Raw genomic sequence first — 22250 nt, 5'->3', positions numbered from 1 at the left:
CCCGCCGTCGTGCGGCTCGATAACCTGCACGTCGCCTGGGACACGGACCTGATCCTCCACGGGATCACCCTGTCCATCCCCGCTGGCCAGACCGTGGCCATCACTGGATCGAATGGATCGGGCAAGTCCACGACCATCAAGGCACTGCTCGGCACAGCCCCCATCACCAGCGGCGATGCCCTGCTCTTCAGCCGCTCGATCACCGCTCGACGCCGCGTGCCCTGGCAGAAAATCGGATACGTGCCCCAGCGCATCTCGTCGGGAGGAGCCGTCAGCTCAAGCGCCATCGAGGTCGTGCGCTCCGGCCTGCTCGGGCCTCGTCGCCTGTGGGCGATGCCCGGGGACACGGCCCGCGCGATGGACGCCCTCGAGCGCGTCGGCATGGCCCACCGCGCCCACTCCCCCATGAACATCCTCTCGGGTGGCCAGGCCCAGCGCGTCCTCATCGCGCGCGCCCTCGTGCGCCGCCCCGAGCTGCTCATCATGGACGAGCCGATGGCCGGAATCGACGCCGCCTCCCGGGCGCGCCTGGCGGACATCGTCGCCGACGCAAAGGCCGAAGGCACGACCATCCTCATCGTCTTGCACGAGCTCGGCGAACTCGGCCCCCTCCTGGACCGCGAGCTCCACATCAGCGCCGGCCACGTCTCCTACGACGGCACCCCCCACATCGACGACGACCACGAGCAGCACCACGGTGGCGGCGACCACTGCCACTCCTCAGAGGCCACCGCACCCTCCCAGGGCGACCACGGCCTCGTCAGCGGAATCTGGACGGGAACAGACAATGATTGACGCCCTGACCACCCTCCTGTCCTCCCAGATGATGCAGCGCTCCCTCCTGGCCGCACTCATCGTCGGGCTGACTGCTCCGATCATCGGGACCTACCTGGTCCACCGCAGGCTCGCGATGCTCGGAGACGGAATCGGGCATATTTCGCTCACCGGCGTGGCCCTGGGCTGGTTAGCCGGCACCTTCGCGAACGTGACCCCCGCCGATTCGTGGGCGATCCCCGGAGCCGTCGTCGTCTCCCTGCTCGGCGCGGTCACCATCGAGCTGGTCCGTCAGAGCGGCCGCACGTCGGGCGACACCGCGCTGGCCATGCTCTTTTACGGCGGCATCGCGGGCGGCGTCTTGCTCATCGGCCTGGCGGGCGGCACATCCGCGCAGCTCAACTCCTACCTCTTCGGCTCCATCTCGACCGTTCGTTGGAGCGACATCACGCTCATCACGATCCTGGGCGTGGCCATCGTGGCGCTCGGCGTCGGCCTGGCTCCCGCGCTCTTCTCGGTCACCAACGATGAGGACTTCGCGCGCTCCACGGGGCTGCCCGTGCGCACGCTCTCCCTCCTCATCGCCATCCTGTCGGCCCTCACGGTCGCTGTTGCAATGCGCGTCGTCGGCTCGCTGCTGGTCAGCGCCCTCATGGTGATCCCCGTCGCCATCGCACAGCTGGGCGCCCGCTCCTTCCGATCCACGATGGGCATCGCCATGGGACTAGGCGTCCTGACCTGCACGTGCGGCCTGTCCCTGACCTATTTCGTCGACCTGTCGCCGGGCGCGACGATCGTTGTGGGCGCTATCGGCCTCTACGCGATCGGGTTTATGATCAGGGCAGCCCTGGACCGCATCCGCCGGGTGCGCAGGCTGCGCGTGGCACGCACGCACAACCAGCACCCCGAGCGCTCCACCGCCCGCTCACACGCCCCGCGGAAGGACCAGACATGCAGCGCATGACCAAGCAACGCCAGGCCGTCTTGGACGAGCTGACGCGCGTCAGCGACTTCCGCAGCGCCCAGCAGATTTTTGAGGACCTGCATTCCCAGGGGCAACGCGTGGGCCTGGCGACCGTGTACCGCTCGTTGCAGGGGCTCGCCGAGGACGGGCGCGTGGACACGCTGCGCTCCTCCGAGGGCGAGGTCCTGTATCGCAGTTGCGCAAGCGAGCACCATCACCATCACCTGGTGTGCCGAACGTGCGGCTTCACCGAGGAGATCGAGCAGTCCCAGATCGAGTCGTGGGTGTCTGCCGTCGCGGCCGACCACGGGTTTTCCGATGTTGAGCATTCCCTCGAGCTCTTCGGGCTGTGTGCGTCGTGCCGGGAGAAGGGGACCGCGCGCTAAGGATAGCCCGAGCATCGCACGGTCGGCGCACCTACCTCCCCAGCAATAGGTTAGGATAGGCTTCGTTTGGTTACCCATCCGCGGAGGGTTTTGTGTTCAGCGCAGGAATCAACAACATGGTCCCCGCCTTTGCTCGCGAGGGCATCTGGCTCTTCGTGTTCCTCTTCATCGTCGTCCTCTTGCGCGCACAACTGACCTACTGGCTCGCGCGCGGGGTCGCCTCTGGCGCGGTTTTGGCCAGCGGCCGCAAGGGATTCCCAGGCTCCGTCGCACGCTGGTTCGATGGCCCCATCCCGCGCAGGGGCGCGGCGATGCTGGACAAGTGGGGAATCATCGTCATCCCCCTGTGCTTCCTGACGGTAGGCATCCAGACGGCGGTGAACGCGGGAGCCGGCCTGGTGCGCATGCGTTGGAGCACCTACACCATCGCGATGATCCCGGGCTGCATTCTGTGGGCGCTCCTGTACGGCCTCGGTATGCTGGCGGTCTTCGCCGCGGCCATCCGTGCGATTGCCGGTTCCCCGTGGGGCTGGGCGGGCCTGGGCGCGATCGTCTGCTTGATCGCCGCCAAGGTGTGGTGGGGCCGCCGCAAGCGCGCCACCGTCAACGCCGCTCTCGAGGAGGAGGCGGCCTAGGCCTGCGAGACGCGGTCAATTGCCCCGCCAAAGCGGCGGTCCCGTCCCGCGTACTCCTCCAGGCACCCCCACAGCTCCTCGCGGTCGAACGCAGGCCAGGGGGTGTCGACGAACATCATTTCGGCGTAGGCCATCTGCCAGAGCAGGTAGTTGGACAGGCGTTGCTCTCCCGACGTGCGGATCATGAGGTCGACGTCGGGCACGTCGGGCAGGTAGAGGTGGCGCGCCAGGGTTTTTTCGGTGACGCCGCGCGGGCTCAGCCGCCCGGACGCGACTCCCTCGGCGATCGATCGTGCGGCGTCGGCCAGCTCGGCGCGTCCCCCGTAGTTGACGCACATGACCAGGTCGAGGGTGTTGCAGTGGGAGGTCGCGCGGTCGGCCTTTTCGAGGGCCTTGATGACGCTGGTCCACAGGCGGGGGCGCCGCCCGCTCCAGCGCACGTGCACTCCCCACTCGGCCAGCTGGTCGGTGCGCCGCGCGAGGACGTCGGAGGCGTAGTTCATGATGAAGGAAACCTCGGCGGGCGAGCGCTTCCAGTTTTCGGTGGAGAAGGTGTAGACGCTCAGGTAGCGCACGCCCGCGTCGATGGCTCCGGCGATGGTGTCCATGAGGGCGTACTCCCCCGCACGGTGTCCCTCGGTTCGGGCGAGCCCGCGGGCGTTGGCCCATCGTCCGTTGCCGTCCATGATGAGGGCGACGTGCGCGGGGGCTTCACCCTTGCGAAACGCGGGGGCGGGGACGTGCCACTGGCCGGGGCCGAGGAGCGGGGCGCTCGGGTCGGAGGGGGCTCGGTCCATGGGGGTGGGTCGGTGGGTGGTCATGGGTGACTCCTGTCGATGACGGTCAGTGAGCGCAGGCGCCTCTCGAGGTGCCATTGGGTATAGGAGGAGATGAGTCCCGAGGCCTCGGTGCGCGCGTAGGCCTCGCAGTGGTCGGCGCGCGCCCAGTCGCCGCTGAGGAGCTGGCCGAGGAGGGCGAGGGTGTCGGGGGCGGGCGAGGAGGCCCCGGGCGGCCGGCAGATGTCGCAGACGGCGCCTCCGTCGGGGATGGAGAACGAGGAGTGGGGCCCAGGCGTCCCGCACACGGCGCAGTCGAAGCAGGAGGGGGCCCAGCCGGCCAGGGCGAGGGCGCGCAGCGTGTAGGAGGTGCGGATGAGGGTGGGGTGGTGGCGTCCGCGCGCGAGCGCGTTGAGGGCACCGAGGAGGAGCAGGTATTGGGAGTGGGTGCCGTCGTGAGCGTCGGTGGTGAGTCGCTGCGCGGTTTCGACGACGACGGTGGCCGCGAGGTAGAGGTCGTAGTCGGCGGCGATGGCATCGCCGTATTGGGCGATGGAGGCGACCTGAGTGAGGGTGTCGAGGGTGCGTCCGCGGTGCAGCTGGGCGTCGATGACGGAGAAGGGTTCGACGCGTGCCCCGAACCTGGAGGTCGTTTTGCGCACGCCCTTGGCGACAGCTCGAACCTGGCCGTGTTCGGCGGTGAGCAGGGTGATGATGCGGTCGGCTTCGCCCAGCTTGTGGGTGCGTAGGACGATCGCCTCGTCTCGGTAGGACTTCATCACGAGGCCATTGTGTCACGGGGTCGAGGCCCAGGTGGCGTGGGGTGCGCGGCGTCGCGCGTGGCGAAATTTCATGTGAAGTGCACTGTCACATCCACCGACAAGTCCAGCTGTGGGCGTTGTCAACAAAGTGTGGGAAACTGACAGCGTGGTCGGTCTAACAGCCGGCAAAGACTTTTCGAGTAGATAGTTTTCTCGTAACTGGTTATGGTTTACTCGTAACCGTCGAAGGAAGGAAACAAATGGCTCCCCCGATTGATGCTCGCGAAAAGCTTGGCACAGCCCTGCGCCAGGCCCTGACGCAGACCCCGCTGTCAAAGATCTCTGTCAGCGCACTGACACGCGCCGCAGGAGTCACCCGACAAGCGTTCTACTACCACTTCAACTCACTCAACGACCTCAATGCGTGGGTTTTCCGCGAGGAAGTCACATCTCGCCTGACCGCCAGTTCGGGAGAATGGCTCGACGCAGTCGAAGCGACCATGCTGTGGATGCACGAGCACCGCGACGAGACCGCCGCCGCCATGAAGACGATCGAGGCCAACGACCTATGGGCGTTCCTGATCTCGAACGCGCAGGAACTCATCGAGTCCCGCCTGCCCGGCTCTGCCTCGGCCACCGCGCGCGACGTCGTCGCCCAGCACTTCGCCCTGGCAACCGGCGCCCACATGGCACAGTGGATGCTCTCCGGCCTTGAGGTGAACCCCTCACTGGCGATCGCGCGCATGCGCGTCCTCATGACCGACCAGACCACCCCGGCTCTGGCACGCCTGGCACAGTAACGCGGCCTTCCCACCAGCCGCGTGAGGGTGCACAACGCAGCCCACCCCGGCCTCGTCCCACTCGACGAGGTCGGGGTTCTTCATGCCGCGCAACACCACCCCGCTGTGACGACGAACCACGAACGATAACCTGACCATCGCCTCACTCTCGACCACCCCACGACACACACGCAGCTCACGCAACACAGCCCCAAATGCCCACAGTGTGCCTGTTTATAACTTTTTGATTGCGGTCAGCCCGAGGTGTCAAGACACAATATGGTCAGAGTATTCACGTGTGGCCAGGGACGCGCTGTACAATTGGTCAGTTGTGTCTAGGCGCGGGATTAAGCGGTTCCGCATTCTGACATGTATAGTTCGCACGTAACCTCTCTCTGACCGTTGACGAGGACCTCCGATGCCCCACCCCGATGCGAAAACGGCGCTCGCGCTCGCGCTGCGCGACGCGCTCATGACCACGCCACTGTCTAAGGTGACAGTCTCCGGACTCACGCGCACTGCCGGCGTGACCCGTCAGGCGTTCTACTATCATTTTTCCGACATTCGTGACCTGACCGTGTGGGTCTTCAAACGCGAGGTCGCGGACCAGATCATCTCCCACGCCACCTACGAGGACTGGTCGGAGGGACTGCTCGCGATGCTCGTGTGGATGCAGTCCCACCCGGAGGAAACACGCTCGGTCATCTCCTCGCTCGGCGTGGAGGAGCTCCAGATCTTCCTCCACAAGCAGCTGCATGCCGTCATGGAGCCCATCGTCGACCAGCTCGGCGCCGACCTGACCGTCACCGAGGGCGACCGCATGTTCATCACCGACCACTTCACGCTTGCCATTCTCGGCCACATCTCCCAGTGGATCGCGACCGGCATGAGCGCCGACCCCTACATCCTCACCGAACGGATCGCCCGCATCCTCGACGGGCAGGTGTTGCGGGCGCTCACGCGCTTCTCCGAGAAGCCCACCGCGGCCCCGGGACGCGCCTGAGAACGCGAAGGACCCCGGCCTCGTTCCAACGCATGGACGAGGTCGGGGTCCTTTTGTCGCCGAGGCGCGCTCAGCGCAGCGCGCGGTTGACCGCCGAGATGACGGCCTTGTAGGAGGCGCGCGTGATCGAGGAGTCGATGCCGACGCCCCAGACGATCTGACCGTCCACCGCGGCCTCCACGTAGGCGGCGGCGCGCGCGTCGCGGCCCTGGCTCATCGCATGCTCGGAGTAGTCGAGGACGCGCACGTCCAGATCGAACTCGTGCAGCGCCGACACGAAAGCGTCGATCGGACCCGTGCCCGTGGCACGCACCTTGACCGGCTCGCCATTGTCGACGAGCGTCGCGTTCAGCTCGACGTGCTCGTCGTCGATCGAGGAAACCTGCGAGGAACGCATCTCGAAGCGACCCCACGGCTCCAGCCCGGGAGCGGCGCTGGTGGGCAGATACTCGTCCGCGAAGATCTGCCACAGGGTGGCCGCGTTGATCTCCCCGCCGTAAGTGTCCGTGTGACGCTGGACGATGCGCGAGAACTCCACCTGGAGACGGCGCGGCAGCTCCAGGGCGTGGGCGGTCGACATCAGGTAGGCGACGCCACCCTTGCCGGACTGCGAGTTCACGCGCACCACGGCCTCGTAGGAGCGGCCCACGTCGTGCGGGTCGATCGGCAGGTAGGGCAACTCCCACACAACGGCGTTCTCGTCGCCGCCGGCCGCGTCCACTTTGGCCTCGCGGGCCGTAAAGCCCTTCTTGATCGCGTCCTGGTGGGAGCCGGAGAAACTCGTGTAGACGAGGTCGCCGACGTAGGGGGCGCGCGGCGAGGTCTCCATCTGCGTGCAGTGCTCGACCGTGCGGCGGATCGCATCCACGTCGGAGAAGTCAATGCCCGGGTCGATGCCCTGGCTGAACAAGTTCAGGCCCAGGGTCACCAGATCCACGTTGCCGGTGCGCTCGCCCTGGCCCAGCAGGCAACCCTCGATGCGGTCCGCGCCGGCGAGCAGCGCCAGCTCGGCGGTGGCGACGCCGGTGCCGCGGTCGTTGTGGGGGTGGACGGACAGGGCCACAAACTCGCGGCGGCTCAGGTTGCGGCTCATCCACTCGATCTGGTCAGCGAACACGTTGGGCGTGGCGCGCTCGACAGTGGAAGGCAGGTTGAGCACGATCTCGCGCCCCTCGCCCGGCTCCCACACGTCCATGACGGACTCGCAGACCTCGAGGGCGAAATCGAGCTCGGTGTCCACAAAAATCTCCGGGGAGTATTCGAAACCGAAGATCGTTTCGTCCCCCAGGCGCTTCTCAGCCTGCGCAATAATCTCGCGCGCACCGGACTGGGCGAGCTCAACCGTCTGCGCCTTGTCCGCGTGGAACACAACCTCCCGGAACACGGGCGCCGTCGCGTTGTAGAGGTGAACGGTGGCGCGCGGGAAGCCCACGATGGCCTCGACCGTGCGTTCGATCAGTTCGGGGCGCGACTGGGTGAGCACCGAGATGGTCACGTCCTCGGGCACCGCGTCATCCTCGATCAGGGAGCGCACGAAGTCGTAGTCGGTCTGTGAGGCGGCCGGGAAACCGATCTCGATTTCCTTGTAGCCGAGCTTGACGAGCAGGTCGAACATGCGGCGCTTGCGCGCGGGGTCCATCGGCTCGATAAGCGCCTGGTTGCCGTCACGCAGGTCGGTGGACATCCAGCGCGGAGCCTTCACGATCCGCTTGGAGGGCCACTGGCGGTCCGGCAGGTCAACAGGATTCGTATCCAGGAACGCGCGGTACTTGCCGATCGGCATGCGCGAACCGGTGGGGACAGGAACGTCAGATGTAGTCTTCACAATTCGCAAGTCTATCGGCGCTCCTGGCCCAGCGAGGATGGGCTGCGCATACTGGACGTGAGATGCGGCGCGGTTGCCTCCGCGGGTCTTCGCCGCGCGGCGAGGGGGATGAACGTCTTTTCTCCGCGCAAAGTGCCTCGCTCACGCCGTTCATATGTCATGATAATTGGGTCCAATGTCCCACACAACGACGCGCGGAGCAGTCATGACCCCCTTGTTGTTTGCTCAATCCTTTACCCCGTCGACGACGTCCGTCGCTGGCAACGTCTTCCTCACGGCCATCGTCGGCCTCCTCCCCCTCATCCTCTTCTTCGTCCTCATGGGCGTCTTCAAGGTCGCCACCCACTGGTGCGCAATCATCTCGCTTGTCACCTCGCTCGTCATCGCGGTCCTTGCCTTCAAAATGCCCGTCGGCATGGCGCTCCTGGCCGGCACGCAGGGCGCAGCGATGGGCTTCATGCCGATCATCTACATCATCATCGCGGCCGTGTGGCTCTACAACCTCACCGAGAAGTCGGGACGCAGCTCCGACCTGAAGGCCGTGTTTAACACAATCGGACGCGGCGACCAGCGCGCCCAGGCCCTCATCGTCGCCTGGTGCTTCTGCGGCCTGCTCGAGGGCTTGGCCGGCTTCGGCGCTCCCGTGGCCATCACCTGCGCCATGCTCGTGACCCTCGGCGTCCCCAAGATCAAGGCCGCCGTCGTGGCTGTCGTCGGCAACGCCATTAACGTCGGCTTCGGCGCCATGGCCATCCCCACCACGACCGCTGGCAAGCTCGGCGGCGCAGACCCCGTCGTCGTCGCTGGCGACATGGGCCACCTGACCTGGATCTTCTGCCTGTTCATCCCCTTCCTCATGCTGTTCATCCTGGACGGCTCCCGCGGCGTGCGACAGCTCTGGCCCCTCGCCCTCGTCGCCGGCCTTGCTGCCGGTGCGGGCCACTTCTTCACACCCTCGGTTTCCTACGAGCTGACCGCCGTCGTCGCCTCCCTGCTCGGCTTCGCCGCCTGCTACGCATTTCTGCTGGTCTGGGGACCGACGACCCCCGCGGAGTGCGCAACCGAGGCCGACGAGGCCGACAAGCCCACCGGCTCGCGTATCGGTCTGGCCCTGCTGCCCTACGTCCTCGTCGTCGTCATCATCGCGATCACGAAGCTCGCCAAGCCGGTCGCCGCTTTCTTCTCCTCGACGGACGTGAAGATCCCGTGGCCCGGCATCTACGGCAACCTGCTGACCGGCGACGGATCGCCCTCGACCGCTGCGATCTACTCGCTGCAGATCCTGTCCAACCCCGGCACCTGGATCTTTGTCACCGGCATCATCGTCGCCATCGTGTACGGCATGAACTCCTCGGGCGGGCGCTTCCAGACCTCGGTCGGTGAGATGTTCGCGGTCCTGCCGCGCACCATCTACTCGCTGCGCATGGCGATCCTGACGATCGCCTCCGTCATGGCTCTCGCCTTCGTCATGAACTTCTCGGGCCAGACCACCTCGATCGGCGCCGCCCTGGCGACGACGGGCGCGGCCTTCGCGTTCCTCTCCCCCATCTTGGGCTGGATCGGAACGGCCGTCGCCGGCTCCGCGACCTCGGCGGGCGCGCTCTTCGCGAACCTGCAGTCCACCGCCGCCGCGGGCGCCGGCCTCGATCCGAACATCCTGCTGGCCGCCAACACCATCGGCGGCGGCATCGGCAAGATCGTGTCCCCGCAGAACCTGGCGATCGCCGCGACCTCCGTGGATTCGGAGGGATCGGACGCGGAGATCCTCAAGAAGGCCGCCCCCTACTCGATCGGCCTGCTCCTGGTCCTGTGCGTCCTGGTGTTCGTCGCCTCCCAGGGATGGCTGGGCTCCTACATGCCGCACTGAGCAGCTTCATCGCACAGGCGGGGCCCCGAGAGACTTACGTTCTCGGGGCCCCGTCCTATTTGCTTTCGTCTCCCCCATCCTTGTAGTCTCGAAGCAATGAGCCCGCAGCGACGCCCGCTGTTTCCCCGCCGACCAGGAAGGCCAGCTTCTGTGAAGACTCCCCTCCGCTTGATCGTCACACTGGGCGCCGTCGTGGCGCTCACCGCCGCGTGCAACCCCTTCGGGGCCTCGTCTCGCGAACGACTTCCAGAGGACCCACGCTTCGCCGAGTTCACCTTCGACAGCGACAACAAGCCGACGGTCCAGGAGCGCACCGACTCCTTCAACGAGCGCTGGCCGGGCTTGCAGGCCACTGAGGGTCACGTAACCATCGAATACTCGCCGTCCGACCTGTTCCCCAACCCCGATCCAGAACTGTGGGTAACAGGGGTCGCCACCGTCCCCGACGAGACGATCACCGCACTCATGGAGGGCACAACCAGCTCCACGCTCCTGCCCGGCATCTACCCAGGCCTCTATCAGTACGTGCCCCAGGACTGTCACTTCTCCACCATCGACCCAGCACACGCCGACAAGACCCTCAAGGGCGACAACACTCAGGTCAACAAGGACTTCACTTACCTTCCGTTCAAAGAGATCGCTGCCTCACACGACTGTCACCTCGTCGTGATCACCGCCATCGGGCACAGCGACTAGCAGCCGCACACAACCAATGAACGCCCCCTCACACCGGAGAATCTCATGACACGCCGCTTACACACCCTCACGGCACTCGCAGCCATCGCCGTTCTCACCGCCGCGTGTAACCCCTTCGGGGCCTCGTCTCGCGGGCGCCTCCCCGAGGACCCGCGCTTCGCCGAGTTCACGTACAAGACCGACGGAGAAATCAAGGTTCAGGAGCGCACCGATTCCTTCAACGAGCGCATGCCCGGCCTGGGAGCATCCGATGGACACGTTGTCATCGCGAATTTCCCCGAAGGACGCGGCTTACCATCCCCCGATTCCCATGCCTGGCTAACCGGAGTCGCTACCGTCCCCACAGACACGGTCACGAAGCTCACGGAAGGGGCAGACGGAAGTAACACGTTGCTACCAGGCATCTACCCGGGCCTCTATCAGTACGTGCCCCAGGACTGCCACTTTGTCACTATCCCCGCCGACCACGCGAACTCCGTCCTCCAGACCAACCAGGACGCCATCTACTCGGAATGGGGCTCATTCGACATCACCGACTTCGCAGCCTCCACCGACTGCAACCTCATCATCGTCACAGGCGAAGCCATTAGGGGCTAGAAAACCGACCTTTGGACCACACATGAAGCTCCTACTCAAGGCCATCGTGCCACTACTCGCCGTCGTGGCACTCACCGCCGCGTGCAACCCCTTCGGGGTCTCGTCTCGCGAACGACTTCCAGAGGACCCGCGCTTCGCCGAGTTCACGTACAAGACTGACGGCACAATCGAGGTTCAAGAACGCACCGACTCCTTCAACGAGCGCATGCCCGGCCTGGGGGCATCCGAAGGACACGTCGTGGCAGCCAACTTCCCCGAGGGATGGCTCCTCCCCTCACCCGACCACCACTATTGGCTGACCGGTGTCGCCACCGTCCCCGACGAGACGATCACCGCACTCATGGAGAGCACAACCAGCTCCGCGCTCCTGCCCGGCATCTACCCCGGCCTCTATTCGCAGGTGCCCCCGACATGCCAGTTCTCAACGGTGCCCGCGGAGCACGCGAATGAGGTCCTCGAGACGACTAAGGCCAAGTCCTCCTCCCCCTTCGGCTCCTTCAAGGTCCACGAGCTCGCCGTTTCCACGGACTGTCACCTCGTCGTCGTGACGGGTGAGGGGGTCATGGGCTAGCCGCACCCACTCACGATCCCCGGCCCGGGCCTCGTCCATGAAACATCCATGAACGAGGCCCGGGTTTCCGTGTGAGGGCACGCGACGATAAAGAAACGATAAACGCAAGATCTCCTTGTTCTAAGTCGTGTCCCAGAGGTCCCAGAAGCCCCCGCTGGCACTGTTTTTTCGCGGGGGATTTGTCTGGACTTTGCGGCTAGATTACGCCGCTCCCGACCATCACCCACCGAAGGCCCCTCACAATTGGTCTCCCGGGACCTCGGACCCAGCCATACTGATGAGCGACAGCACCCACGAGGAAGGATCCCCAGTGCGTATCGCTCTCTTTTCCACTTGCCTGGCAGACGTCATGTTCCCCCAGGCTGCCCAGGCGACAGTAACGCTGCTCGAGCGCCTCGGCCACGAAGTCGTCTTCCCTGAAGACCAGGTGTGCTGCGGACAGATGCACGCCAACACTGGCTACTTCGAAGACGCAGCCAAGATCACCCGCAACCACGTCAAGACCTTCGAGCCCGTGCTCGACGGCCAGTGGGACGCCATCGTCGTCCCCTCCGGCTCCTGCACCGGTGCAGCGCGCCACGAACAGAAGGTCGTCGCCGAGCACGTGGGCGACCACGAGCTGGCCAAGAAGTCCCAGCTCATCGCCCAGCACACCTACGACCTGACCGAGCTGATCACCGACGTCCTCGGCCTGGAAGACGTGGGCGCCTACTTCCCTCATACCGTCACCTACCACCCCACGTGCCACTCGCTGCGAATCGCCAAGGTCGGCGACCGCCCCTACCGCCTCCTGCGCGCCGTCGAAGGCCTGACCCTCGTCGACCTGCCCGACGCCGAGGTCTGCTGCGGTTTCGGCGGCACCTTCGCCATGAAGAACTCCGAGACCTCCACCTCGATGCTCGCGGACAAGGTCACCAACGTCATGTCCACGCGCGCCGAAGTCCTCGTCATGGGCGACTACTCCTGCCTCATGCACGTCGGCGGCGGCCTGTCCCGCCTCAACTCCGGCATCCGCCCCATGCACCTCGCCGAAATCCTGGCATCCACCAAGGACCAGCCCTTCGAGGGCAACATCTCCTTCGCACCCGAAAGCGCACAGGTGATCTGACATGACCGCAACGTTCATCGGAATGCCCTCCGCCCCCGACTCCCACACCGGCGGCTGGCGCACCACCGTCACCATCCCCGAGGACACCCTCCGCTGGGGCCCCACCTTCCCCGAAGGCGCCCACAAGACCCTGGCCAACACCCAGATGCGCCGCAACCTGGGCCACGCCACCCGCACCATCCGCTCCAAGCGCGCCCAGCGCGTCGCAGAAATGCCGGACTGGGAGAACCTGCGCAGCGCCGCCGAGGCCGTCAAGTTCGAGGTCGCTTCGCGCATGCCCGAGCTGCTTGAGGAATTCGAGCGCAACGTGACCGCCCGCGGCGGCATCGTCCACTGGGCACGCGACAAGCACGAGGCCAACCGCATCGTCGCGGACATCATCAAGTCCAAGGGCGTCGACGAGATCGTCAAGGTCAAGTCCATGGCCACCCAGGAAACCAACCTCAACGAGTTCCTGAAGGAAGAGGGCATCAGCGCTCGCGAGACCGACCTCGCCGAGATGATCGTCCAGCTGGCCGACGACATGCCCAGCCACATCGTGGTCCCCGCGATCCACCGCAACCGCTCCGAGGTCCGCGGCATCTTCCTGGATCGCATGGAAGACGCGCCCCGCGACCTCTCCGACGACCCGACCGAGCTGACGGCCGCGGCCCGCGCCCACCTGCGTAAGAAGTTCCTGCACGCCAAGGTCGCTGTGTCCGGCACCAACATGGGCGTCGCAGAAACCGGCACCGTCTCTATCTTCGAGTCCGAGGGCAACGGCCGCATGTGCCTGACCCTGCCCGACACGCTCATCACACTGATGGGCATCGAGAAGCTCGTCCCCCGCTTCCAGGACGTCGAGATCTTCTCCCAGCTGCTCCCCCGCTCCGCGACCGGTGAGCGCATGAACCCCTACACCTCCATGTGGACGGGCGTCACCCCCGGCGACGGCCCCCAGGAATTCCACCTCATCCTCATGGACAACGGCCGCACCAAGGTCCTGTGTGACCCGATCGGCCGCCAGGCCCTCGCCTGCATCCGCTGTGGCTCGTGCATGAACATCTGCCCGGTTTACCAGCACACCTCCGGTCACGCCTACGGCTCCGTCTACCCGGGCCCCATCGGCGCGATCCTCACCCCGCAGCTCACCCAGGGCCTCGCCGAAGACGATCCGGTGCACACCCTGCCCTTCGCGTCTTCCCTGTGTGGCGCGTGCGGCGAGGTCTGCCCCGTCAAGATCGACATCCCGACGATCCTCATCCACATGCGCGCCCGCACGGTCGACGTCAAACGCAACCTCGTGCCCGACGTGTGGGACCTCGCGATGGGCGTAGCCACCCCCGTCATGTCGAACTCGACCCTGTGGAAGGTTGCCGGCACCGGCACCAAGGCCACTCGCCTGTTCGCCAAGAAGGGCTCGATCGGCGCGCTGCCGTTCCCGGCCTCGCTGTGGACGCGCGCACGCGACCTGCCGGTCGCCCCAAAGGAGACCTTCCGTCAGTGGTGGAAGCGCACCCACAAGGACTCCGACGCCAACGCGCCGCGCACGGACCGCCCAGCAACGGGACTCCCGCTCGCTTCCGAACACGGCATGACCACCAGCACGACCCCGAAGGAGGCGTGACATGACCACCACCATGGACGCGAAGACCGCGATTCTGGCGCGCGCACGCGACGCCATCTCCCGTTCCCAGCAGGGCCGTCCCGTGCGCCCAATCCCCCGCGACTACATTCGTTCCACCGAGCACGCGCCCGGTTCGCAGGCCGTCATCGACGAAATGATCGAAAAGCTCGAGGACTACTCGGCGAAGGTCGTCGTGGTCTCCAAGGAGTCCGAGGTCGCCGACGCGATCTCGACGTTCCTGGCCGACCAGAAGGCCTCTTCCGTCGTGGTCCCCACCGGCCTGGACGACGCCTTCAAGAAGGCCGCCGCCCGCGACGGCCGCACGGTCCGCGAGGACAGCCGCGAGCAGGCCATCCCAACGCTGGAGCTGGACGAGATCGACGCGGTCGTCACGCGCTGCCGCGTCGCGATCTCCATCTCGGGCACCATCGTCCTCGACGGTGAGCCCGACCAGGGTCGCCGCGCGATCTCGCTCGTGCCCGACACCCACGTCGTCGTCCTCAAGGCCTCCGACATCGTGCCCACGGTCCCCCAGGCGGTGGACATCCTCGGAAAGAACCCGACCCGTCCGATGACCTGGATCGCCGGCGGTTCGGCGACCTCCGACATCGAGCTGGTCCGCGTCAACGGCGTGCACGGCCCCCGCTTCCTGCGAGTCGTCATCGTCAAGTGAGCGTCTCGCTCTGACAACGTCACGCGCCCGGCTGCCATTGCGCAGCCGGGCGCTGCGTTATGCCTTCTTCGTCGTTCTGTGCCGGGGCATGGCAGCTGGGTCCTATGGGTCGCACCCTCAGCTCCTCGTTCTGTGCCGGGGCATGGCAGCTGGGTCCTATGGGTCGCACCCTCAGCTCCTCAATGCACAGCTGGGTCCTACGGGGGCACTGCACCCGATAAGGGGCACTGCACCCGATAAGGGGCGCTGCACCCGATATGGGGCACTGCACCCGAACAGAAGAGGTGCATTGCCTACGGATCGGGTGCAGCGCCCCAACACACAAGAACAAACGCGGAACTGGTACACCGAACCACTCTCCGCCACAACCAGCCCGGGCACAGGGCGCCGAGCCGGTAATGATGACTCCGTCAGCGCAGATAGCGGCCCGTCACCGAGGCCTCGTTGGCTGCAATATCGGTCGGCGTCCCCTGTGCGACGATGCGACCGCCCTCAACTCCGCCGCCCGGCCCCATGTCGATGACCCAGTCGGCGCAACGGATCAGGTCCAGGTCGTGCTCGATGACGAGAACGGTCGCTCCCCGCTCGATGAGGTGCTGGAGCACGTCGATGAGGACCTGCACGTCATCGGGGTGCAAGCCGATGGTCGGCTCGTCGAAAACGAAGAGCGTGCCGTCCTGCCGCCTCCCCATTTCCGAGGCCAGTTTGAGCCTCTGCGCCTCGCCACCGGACAGAGCGGGCGTCGCCTCGCCGAGCATCAGGTAGCCCAAACCCAGGCCGGACAGCGTCTCGAGGAGCGCGCCTGCTTTCTTCAGGCCGCGCACGGCAACCCGGGCCTCGTCGACGCTCATCGCCATGATGTCGGGCAGGCTCAACCCGTCGCGGAGAATCGACGCAGCCTGCGCGCCGTAGCGGCTCCCCCGACACTCGGTGCACTCAATGTCCACGTCGGGCAGGAACTGCACGTCCAGGGTGATCTGCCCGGTCCCGTCACATGTGGGGCATCGAAGCGAACCCGTGTTGTAGGAGAATGCGCCTGGCTTCAACCCATCGGCCCGCGCCTCCTCCGTGCGCGCAAACGCCCGGCGTAGCTCATCCAGGACGCCAGAGTACGTCGCCACAGTCGAGCGCACGTTCACGCCGATGGGTGTCGCGTCGATCAGGTTCACCCGTGAGATACCGGCGCCGTCCACGTCACGCACGTGCGCGGGTAAAGGCTCACCAGCAAGGCGCGCACGCAGCGCGGGAACCAACGATTCCAGCACGAGCGTCGTCTTGCCCGACCCGCTCACGCCCGTGACGGCCGTCAACGAACCCAGCGGAATATCAACACTCAGGGGCCGCACCGTGTGTATCTGCGAAGTCTCCAGGTGAAGCGCGCCGCGGCCGTCGTGATCTGCGCCCCGATCCAACTCCCCCACTGCACGCTCAACCCGACGCAGCCCAGCCATGTACGGGCCGATGCGGGACGCGGGGGCGTGGGAGGCCTCGTTGATGGGGCCCTGGAAGATGACGCGACCACCGTCCGCGCCAGCTCCGGGTCCGATTTCGATGAGGTGGTCGGCGGCCCCCAGAACCCGCGTGTCGTGGTCGACGACGACGACGGAGTTCCCGTCAGTAATAAGCTCACGAATGATCGCCAGGACCCCGTCGACGTTGGTGGGGTGCAGGCCGATAGTCGGCTCATCCAGCACGTAGAGGACCCCTGTCGTCCGGTTGCGCACGGCGCGCGCGAGCTGCACGCGCTGACGCTCACCGTTGGACAGCGTCGAGGACGCGCGGTCGAGGGACAGGTAGGACAGGCCGAGCTGCACGAGGCGATCCATCGGCTCGGTCATCTCGTCGACGATGACGCGGGCCATGGGAGCTACCTCATCCGGAACGAGGCCGGGGACGCGCTGGACCCACTCGCGCAGCTCCGTGAGCGTGAGGCGCGAGGCCTCGCCCAGGTCGATGCCGTCGATGAGCGTGGATCGCACCCGCTCCCCCAGGCGCGTGCCGTCGCACGCGGGGCATGTGCGGGTGATGAGGTATTTTTCCACGCGGGCAAGCGCCTTCTCGTCTTTCGCCTTCGACAAGGCGTTTTCGACCGTGGCGACCGCGTTGAAGTAGGTGAAGTCCAGCTCCGCACCACCGGTCTTGGTGGCGACGACGATGTGGTGTTTTTCGGCGGGCCCCTCGTAGACGATCGCCTTCTCCGCATCGCTCAGTTCCCGGAAGGGCACGTTCGTGCGCACGCCCATTTCGCGGGCGACGTCCTTCATGAGCTTCCACATGAGGGACCCCCACGGGGAGACCGCCCCCTCGTCAATGGTAAGGGATTCATCGGGCACGAGGGACGCTCGGTTGACGACGCGCTGGACACCCGTCCCCTCGCACACCGGGCACGCGCCGCCCGAGTTAAATGCCATCTCCTCCGCGCCGAGGCCATAGAAGGAGTCCGCACACTGCGGGCACGTGAGAGGCACTTCTAGGGCCACGCCCAGCGAGGGCGGGACGCGGTGCCCGTTGGGGCACAGATAGGAGCCGACGCGTGAGAACAGCAGGCGCAGGTGGTTGAGAAGCTCCGTCGCCGTACCGAAGGTGGAGCGCACGTCGGGTACACCTGGTCGCTGGCGCAGCGCGAGCGCGGCGGGTACGTGCGCGACCTCGTCGACCGAGGCCTTGGCAGCCTGGGAGATGCGCCGACGCGTGTAGGTCGCCAGGGACTCCAGGTAGCGCCGCGACCCCTCCGCGTAGAGCGTGCCCAGGGCCAGGGAGGACTTGCCCGACCCGGACACGCCCGCGACCGCGACGAATTCGTTCAGGGGAACGTCAACGTCCACGTTCTTCAGGTTGTGGACGCGGGCGCCGCGCACGCGGATGACGCTGGGCATGTCAGAAGCCCAACCGGCCCAGCATCTTCGGGTCGGACTGCCAGTCCTTGGCGGTGCGCACGTGCAGGTCCAGGTAGACGCGGCGTCCCAGCAGCTCCTCGATGTGGGCGCGGGACTGGGTGCCGATCTGCTTGAGGCGGCTTCCCTTGCGGCCGATAATGATGGCCTTTTGGGAGTCGCGCTCGACGTAGACGTTCACGTGAATGTCGAGCATGGGCGGGCGGTCGTCGCCCTCGCGGCGCGGCCTCTCGATGATTTCCTCGACCTGGACGGCCAGGGAGTGAGGCAGCTCGTCACGCACACCTTCCAGGGCGGCCTCGCGGATAAACTCGGCGATCAGGGTGTCGCGCGACTCGTCGGTGACGTCGCCGTCGGGGTAGAGCGGCGGCGAGAGCGGCACCGTCTGCGCCAGCACCTCGCGCAGGTGGTCGATGCCCTTACCCTCCACGGAGGACACGGGGACGATGGCGGCCCACTCCCCCAGCTTCTCGATGGAGAGCAGGTGCTTCATGACGCGCTCGCGCGGCACGGCGTCGCACTTGGTGGCCACCGCGATGATGGGCCGTTTGATGCCGCGCAGCTCGCGGGCGATGAACTGGTCGCCGGGGCCGATCCGCTGGTCGGCGGGCAGGCAGAAGAGCACGACGTCGACCTCGGAGAGGGCCTCGCGCACCATGTCGTTGAGGCGCTTACCGAGCAGCGTGCGCGGCCGGTGGTATCCGGGGGTGTCCACGAGCACCAGCTGGTAGTTGTCCCCGTGCACGATGCCGCGGATGTTGTGGCGCGTCGTCTCGGGGCGCCCAGACGTGATCGCGATCTTGCGTCCGACCAGCGCGTTCGTCAGGGTCGACTTGCCGACGTTGGGGCGCCCGACGATGGAGACGAAGCCGGCGCGGAAGTCCTCGGGGAAGTCCGGGATTTCGATGGTCGCGGCCGCGTCCTCGCGCAGGGATGCCAGCGAGGTCAGCGCCTCGAAGGCGTCGAGGTCGGCGTCTTCCTCATCCTCCAGGCCCTCAAGGTTGTCGTAGTCCTCGTCCGCCTCAGAGTCCTCAGAATCCTCGCCATCGCCGGGCTGCGCCCCGGCCTCGCCCTCGGTTTCTTCGCCGAGGCCGGCCTCGATCTGGGCGCGAGCGTCGGCTTCCGGGTCGGCGGCGTCGGAGGCCACCTCGATGCGCGCGTCCCCGAGGGCGTTGGGGCCGGCCATGAGTTCGTCGTCGGAGGGGAATCGCATGTCAGTTGTCCTTGTCGTCGGCGGGGCTGGGGTCGGTGATGAGCGGAGAGTCGGGGTCGAGGCGGCACTGGATCGTGGAGACTTGCCGGCGGCGTCCGCGCGCCTCTTCAGCCGTCATGAGCACGCCGGCGAGTGTACCGGTCGCGCCGGGCAGCGGAACCTTGCCGATGGCTTTGGCGAGCAGGCCGCCGACGGAGTCGACGTCCTCGTCCTCGATCTCGCGGCCGAGGAGCTCGCCGAGTTCGGAGATCGGGAAGCGCGAGGGGACGCGCCAGACGCCCGGCTCTGTTTCCTCGGGCTCAATCGAGTGGCGGTCGTGCTCGTCGGTGAGCTCGCCGACGACCTCCTCGAGGATGTCCTCAAGGGTGACCAGGCCCGCGACGCCGCCGTATTCGTCGATGACGATGGCCATGTGGAAGCGTTCGGCCTGCATCTGGCGCAGCATGTCGTCCGCTGGCTTCATTTCGACGGCGAACTCGGCGGGGCGCATCATCTGCTCGGCGCGCAGGTCCAGCTGGCCGCCGGTGGCCTCCCAGCGGGAGACGAGGTCCTTGAAGAACAGGATGCCGCGGATGTCGTCCACGTCGTCGCCGACGACGGGCACGCGCGAGAAGCCGGAGCGCACGAACAGGCGCAGCGCGGAGGCCGCGGGGGTGTCCGCGTCGATGGTGACCATGTCGGTGCGCGGCACCATGACCTCGCGCACGAGGGTGTGCCCCAGGTCGAGGACGGAGCGGACCATGTCGCGGTCCTCTTCCTCGAAGCTTTCGGGTTCGCCGACCTCGTCGACGATCTCACGCAGGTCGGAGATCAGCTCGGCGCGCACCTGCGCCTCGGTGGGTTCGGGGGCGGGGCGTGAGGAGCGCAGCCGCTTCAGGACAGGGTCGGCCAGGTGGCTCAGGCGCGAGAGGCGGCCCGCGAATCTGGTGCCCGCCAGAGCGATGCCCTCGGGGCTTCGCGCACCCCATTGAGCGGGCAGGAACGAGACGAAGACCAGCTGGAGCGCCGCGATGACGCTGACGGCGATGAGGGCGACGCCCCACCACGGCAGGCGTGTGGCGACCAGGACGATCGTGCCCATGACGGCGTAGACGACCTGCCAGAAGGTACGGAACGCGCGCAGCGACAGGAGCGTGCGGCGTCGGCGTTCGACGAGGCCGTACAGGAGGCGCGCGTTGCGTCGTTCCTCCTCGATCAGGTCTTCGACGCCGGCCAGGGTCAGGCGCTGAATGGCCTGTTCGACGCACTGGGCGAGCGAGGCGAAGGCCAGGGAGATGAGCGCTAGGACCAGCAGGGCGATCGAGGGCACGTCCAGGATCGGCGAGGCCGGGGACGCCTCCAGGGGAAGCGTGAGGGTCATCGGGTGGCCAGGAAGGTGAGCAGGAGCTTGCGTTGGAGCGCGAACATGACTTCGCGCTCGGGGTCGGTCGCGTGGTCGTAGCCGAGCAGGTGCAGCATGCCGTGCGTGGCCAGGAGGAGCATTTCCTCGGCGGCGCTGTGGCCGGATTCGGCGGCCTGGCGGGCGGCGACCTGCGGGCAGATGCAGATGTCGCCGAGCGTGCCGGGGGGCGTGGGGTGGTCGGCGGTGCCGGGGCGCAGCTCGTCCATGGGGAAGCTCATGACGTCGGTCGGGCCGGGCAGGTCGAGCCAGCGCACGTGGAGGTCTTCCATCGGTTCGGGCTCGATGAAGATGATGGTCACTTCCGCGTCGGAGCTGACGTGCATCTGGTCGAGCACGTAGTCGGCCAGTGCGGAAAACTCGGCTTCGTTGATCTCGTAGTCGGTCTCGTTGATGACCTCGGTCATGACGTGTACTCCCTGCGTGCGGTGTTGTGGCTGCGGGTGCGCGCGCGGCGCGCGGCGTTACGGTCGTCGTAGCGCTGGTAGGCGTCGATGATGGCGCCCACGAGCTCGTGGCGCACGACGTCGGCGCTGGTCAGGCGACAAAATTCGATGTCGTCGATGTCGCCGAGGATGTGTTCGACGACGGCGAGGCCGGAGGTCTGGCTGCCGGGCAGGTCGACCTGGGAGGCGTCGCCGGTGACGACGACCTTGGAGCCGAAACCCAGGCGGGTGAGGAACATTTTCATCTGGCCGACCGTGGTGTTTTGGGCCTCGTCGAGGATGATGAAGGAGTCGTTGAGGGTGCGTCCGCGCATGTAGGCCAGGGGCGCGACCTCGATGGTTCCGGCGGCCATGAGCTTGGGCAGGGCCTCGGGGTCGAGCATGTCGCCCAGGGCGTCGTAGAGGGGACGCAGGTAGGGGTCGATCTTGTCGGTGAGGGAGCCGGGCAGGAAGCCGAGGTTCTCCCCTGCCTCGACGGCGGGGCGGGTCAGGACGATGCGGCGGACCTCGCCGGACAGGAGGCGGCGCACGGCCTGGGCCATTGCCAGGTAGGTCTTGCCGGTGCCCGCGGGGCCGATGCCGAAGACGACGGTGGCGCGGTCGATGGCGTCCGTGTACGCCTTCTGCCCGGGGGTCTTGGGGCGGATGGAGCGGCCGCGCGCGGAAAGGATTTCTTCCGTGGGGGCCTCGCCGGAGGTGAGGCGGCCGAGCAGGCCGATGGCCTGTTCGACGGCGGTAGCGTCCAGGGCGGTGCCGCGCCTGGCCATTCCGATGAGTTCTTCGAGGAGGCCGGCGGCCACGTCGATGTCCGCCTGGGTGCCCGCCAGGGAGATGTCGCGCCCGGTCACGAGGAAGCGGACGTGCGGGAAGCCCCGTTCGAGGGCGCGCAGAACCTGGTCTGCGATGCCGAGGACCGTGATCGGGTCCATGTCTGCGGGGATGGTGACGCGCCCCGTGGTGTGTGCGAGGGTGGCCGCCGCGAGCGTCGGCGCTGTGTTCTCCGTAGTCATACTGCTTTCATTCTACTCTGCCGCCCTATCTTCCTCACCCTCATCACCCTCGTATTAGCCTGTGTGTATGAACAAACAGACCGTGCACGGAGAAGCTGTCAGCGAGGACCAGATCGATGCGTGGGTCGCAGAGGCAGAAGCAGGGTACGACGTTGACATGCTGCGAAAAAACGGCAGCTCTACGCGATGAAAGCTTTTCAGCAGTATCACTCTCTTTTGGAATATTGAGCCATGCCCACCCTCGAAGAACTCGTTTCACACCCGCCA

21 protein-coding genes are annotated in these 22250 nt (G+C 66.6%); 13 read left to right on the top strand and 8 right to left on the bottom strand.

All coding sequences use genetic code 11. The features are described from left to right. From HMPREF1138_RS06200 to HMPREF1138_RS06185, 4 genes are all read left to right on the top strand, one after another. On the top strand, window positions 1-795 hold a 795-nt coding region (locus HMPREF1138_RS06200), incomplete at its 5' end, for a metal ABC transporter ATP-binding protein (RefSeq protein WP_039937187.1). After that, on the top strand, window positions 788-1738 hold the full coding sequence (locus HMPREF1138_RS06195; RefSeq protein ID WP_009057740.1) for a metal ABC transporter permease: 951 nt from the start codon (window positions 788-790) through the stop codon (window positions 1736-1738). The genes HMPREF1138_RS06200 and HMPREF1138_RS06195, both read left to right, overlap by 8 nt. Beyond that, a complete protein-coding gene (locus tag HMPREF1138_RS06190) occupies window positions 1726-2124 on the top strand; it encodes a Fur family transcriptional regulator (protein WP_009057756.1) in 399 nt (132 codons plus the stop codon). The genes HMPREF1138_RS06195 and HMPREF1138_RS06190 overlap by 13 nt, the downstream gene beginning before the upstream one ends. 92 nt (window positions 2125-2216) lie before the next feature. Continuing rightward, complete coding sequence (locus HMPREF1138_RS06185) at window positions 2217-2759, top strand: membrane protein (RefSeq protein WP_039937182.1); 543 nt, start codon at window positions 2217-2219, stop codon at window positions 2757-2759. Here the strand turns inward: HMPREF1138_RS06185 and HMPREF1138_RS06180 are convergent. Then, window positions 2756-3580 (bottom strand): isoprenyl transferase, encoded by an 825-nt coding sequence (locus tag HMPREF1138_RS06180; RefSeq protein WP_009057765.1) that lies wholly within the window; start codon window positions 3578-3580, stop codon window positions 2756-2758. The two genes, HMPREF1138_RS06185 and HMPREF1138_RS06180, sit on opposite strands and share 4 nt — an antisense overlap. Continuing rightward, a complete protein-coding gene (recO, locus tag HMPREF1138_RS06175) occupies window positions 3577-4314 on the bottom strand; it encodes a DNA repair protein RecO (RefSeq protein ID WP_009057753.1) in 738 nt (245 codons plus the stop codon). The genes HMPREF1138_RS06180 and recO overlap by 4 nt, the downstream gene beginning before the upstream one ends. A gap of 242 nt (window positions 4315-4556) precedes the next feature. Here recO and HMPREF1138_RS06170 point away from each other — a divergent pair, with 242 nt between their 5' ends. Together HMPREF1138_RS06170 and HMPREF1138_RS06165 are read left to right on the top strand one after the other, a co-directional pair. Next, window positions 4557-5096, top strand: a complete 540-nt coding sequence (locus HMPREF1138_RS06170; protein ID WP_009057761.1) for a TetR/AcrR family transcriptional regulator — start codon at window positions 4557-4559, stop codon at window positions 5094-5096. Window positions 5097-5493: 397 nt separating this feature from the next. Then, window positions 5494-6078: a TetR-like C-terminal domain-containing protein gene (locus tag HMPREF1138_RS06165; RefSeq protein WP_009057739.1), complete on the top strand. Its 585-nt coding sequence runs from the start codon at window positions 5494-5496 to the stop codon at window positions 6076-6078. Window positions 6079-6148: 70 nt separating this feature from the next. Here HMPREF1138_RS06165 and leuA read toward each other — a convergent pair whose 3' ends face one another. Continuing rightward, window positions 6149-7903 (bottom strand): 2-isopropylmalate synthase, encoded by a 1755-nt coding sequence (leuA, locus tag HMPREF1138_RS06160; RefSeq protein ID WP_009057748.1) that lies wholly within the window; start codon window positions 7901-7903, stop codon window positions 6149-6151. A 205-nt stretch (window positions 7904-8108) separates the two neighbouring features. Here leuA and HMPREF1138_RS06155 point away from each other — a divergent pair, with 205 nt between their 5' ends. The 7 genes from HMPREF1138_RS06155 (at window position 8109) to HMPREF1138_RS06125 (ending at window position 15021) form a co-directional block, all read left to right on the top strand. Continuing rightward, window positions 8109-9770 (top strand): L-lactate permease, encoded by a 1662-nt coding sequence (locus HMPREF1138_RS06155; protein WP_039937178.1) that lies wholly within the window; start codon window positions 8109-8111, stop codon window positions 9768-9770. Window positions 9771-9920: 150 nt separating this feature from the next. Continuing rightward, window positions 9921-10466, top strand: coding sequence for a hypothetical protein (locus HMPREF1138_RS06150; RefSeq protein ID WP_009057738.1), 546 nt, complete (start codon window positions 9921-9923; stop codon window positions 10464-10466). 45 nt (window positions 10467-10511) lie between these two features. Beyond that, window positions 10512-11063: a hypothetical protein gene (locus tag HMPREF1138_RS06145; RefSeq protein ID WP_009057754.1), complete on the top strand. Its 552-nt coding sequence runs from the start codon at window positions 10512-10514 to the stop codon at window positions 11061-11063. A gap of 22 nt (window positions 11064-11085) precedes the next feature. After that, complete coding sequence (locus HMPREF1138_RS06140; protein ID WP_009057749.1) at window positions 11086-11634, top strand: hypothetical protein; 549 nt, start codon at window positions 11086-11088, stop codon at window positions 11632-11634. 310 nt (window positions 11635-11944) lie between these two features. Continuing rightward, a complete protein-coding gene (locus HMPREF1138_RS06135) occupies window positions 11945-12742 on the top strand; it encodes a (Fe-S)-binding protein (RefSeq protein ID WP_039937175.1) in 798 nt (265 codons plus the stop codon). Window position 12743: 1 nt separating this feature from the next. Further along, window positions 12744-14348, top strand: a complete 1605-nt coding sequence (locus HMPREF1138_RS06130) for a LutB/LldF family L-lactate oxidation iron-sulfur protein (protein WP_009057760.1) — start codon at window positions 12744-12746, stop codon at window positions 14346-14348. A 1-nt stretch (window position 14349) separates the two neighbouring features. After that, on the top strand, window positions 14350-15021 hold the full coding sequence (locus HMPREF1138_RS06125; RefSeq protein WP_009057745.1) for a LutC/YkgG family protein: 672 nt from the start codon (window positions 14350-14352) through the stop codon (window positions 15019-15021). Between the two features lie 410 nt (window positions 15022-15431). Here the strand turns inward: HMPREF1138_RS06125 and HMPREF1138_RS06120 are convergent, their stop codons facing one another. Genes HMPREF1138_RS06120 through HMPREF1138_RS06100 form a run of 5 tightly spaced genes read right to left on the bottom strand, consistent with a single transcriptional unit; the run spans window position 15432 to window position 21983 of the window. Continuing rightward, complete coding sequence (locus HMPREF1138_RS06120) at window positions 15432-17897, bottom strand: ATP-binding cassette domain-containing protein (protein ID WP_009057741.1); 2466 nt, start codon at window positions 17895-17897, stop codon at window positions 15432-15434. A gap of 1 nt (window position 17898) precedes the next feature. Continuing rightward, entirely contained in the window at window positions 17899-19128 is a 1230-nt protein-coding gene (era, locus tag HMPREF1138_RS06115; RefSeq protein ID WP_009057758.1) for a GTPase Era, read from the bottom strand. A 1-nt stretch (window position 19129) separates the two neighbouring features. Beyond that, entirely contained in the window at window positions 19130-20488 is a 1359-nt protein-coding gene (locus HMPREF1138_RS06110) for a hemolysin family protein (RefSeq protein WP_009057751.1), read from the bottom strand. Further along, complete coding sequence (ybeY, locus tag HMPREF1138_RS06105) at window positions 20485-20934, bottom strand: rRNA maturation RNase YbeY (protein ID WP_009057746.1); 450 nt, start codon at window positions 20932-20934, stop codon at window positions 20485-20487. The genes HMPREF1138_RS06110 and ybeY overlap by 4 nt, the downstream gene beginning before the upstream one ends. After that, window positions 20931-21983: a PhoH family protein gene (locus tag HMPREF1138_RS06100; RefSeq protein WP_009057766.1), complete on the bottom strand. Its 1053-nt coding sequence runs from the start codon at window positions 21981-21983 to the stop codon at window positions 20931-20933. The genes ybeY and HMPREF1138_RS06100 overlap by 4 nt, the downstream gene beginning before the upstream one ends. Between the last annotated feature and the right edge of the window lie 267 nt (window positions 21984-22250).

The organism is Actinomyces sp. ICM58, from assembly GCF_000283035.1.
GTDB lineage: Bacteria > Actinomycetota > Actinomycetes > Actinomycetales > Actinomycetaceae > Pauljensenia.
The sequence above is the reverse complement of the archived record's forward strand: the minus strand, read 5'-3'. Positions and strand labels throughout refer to the sequence as shown.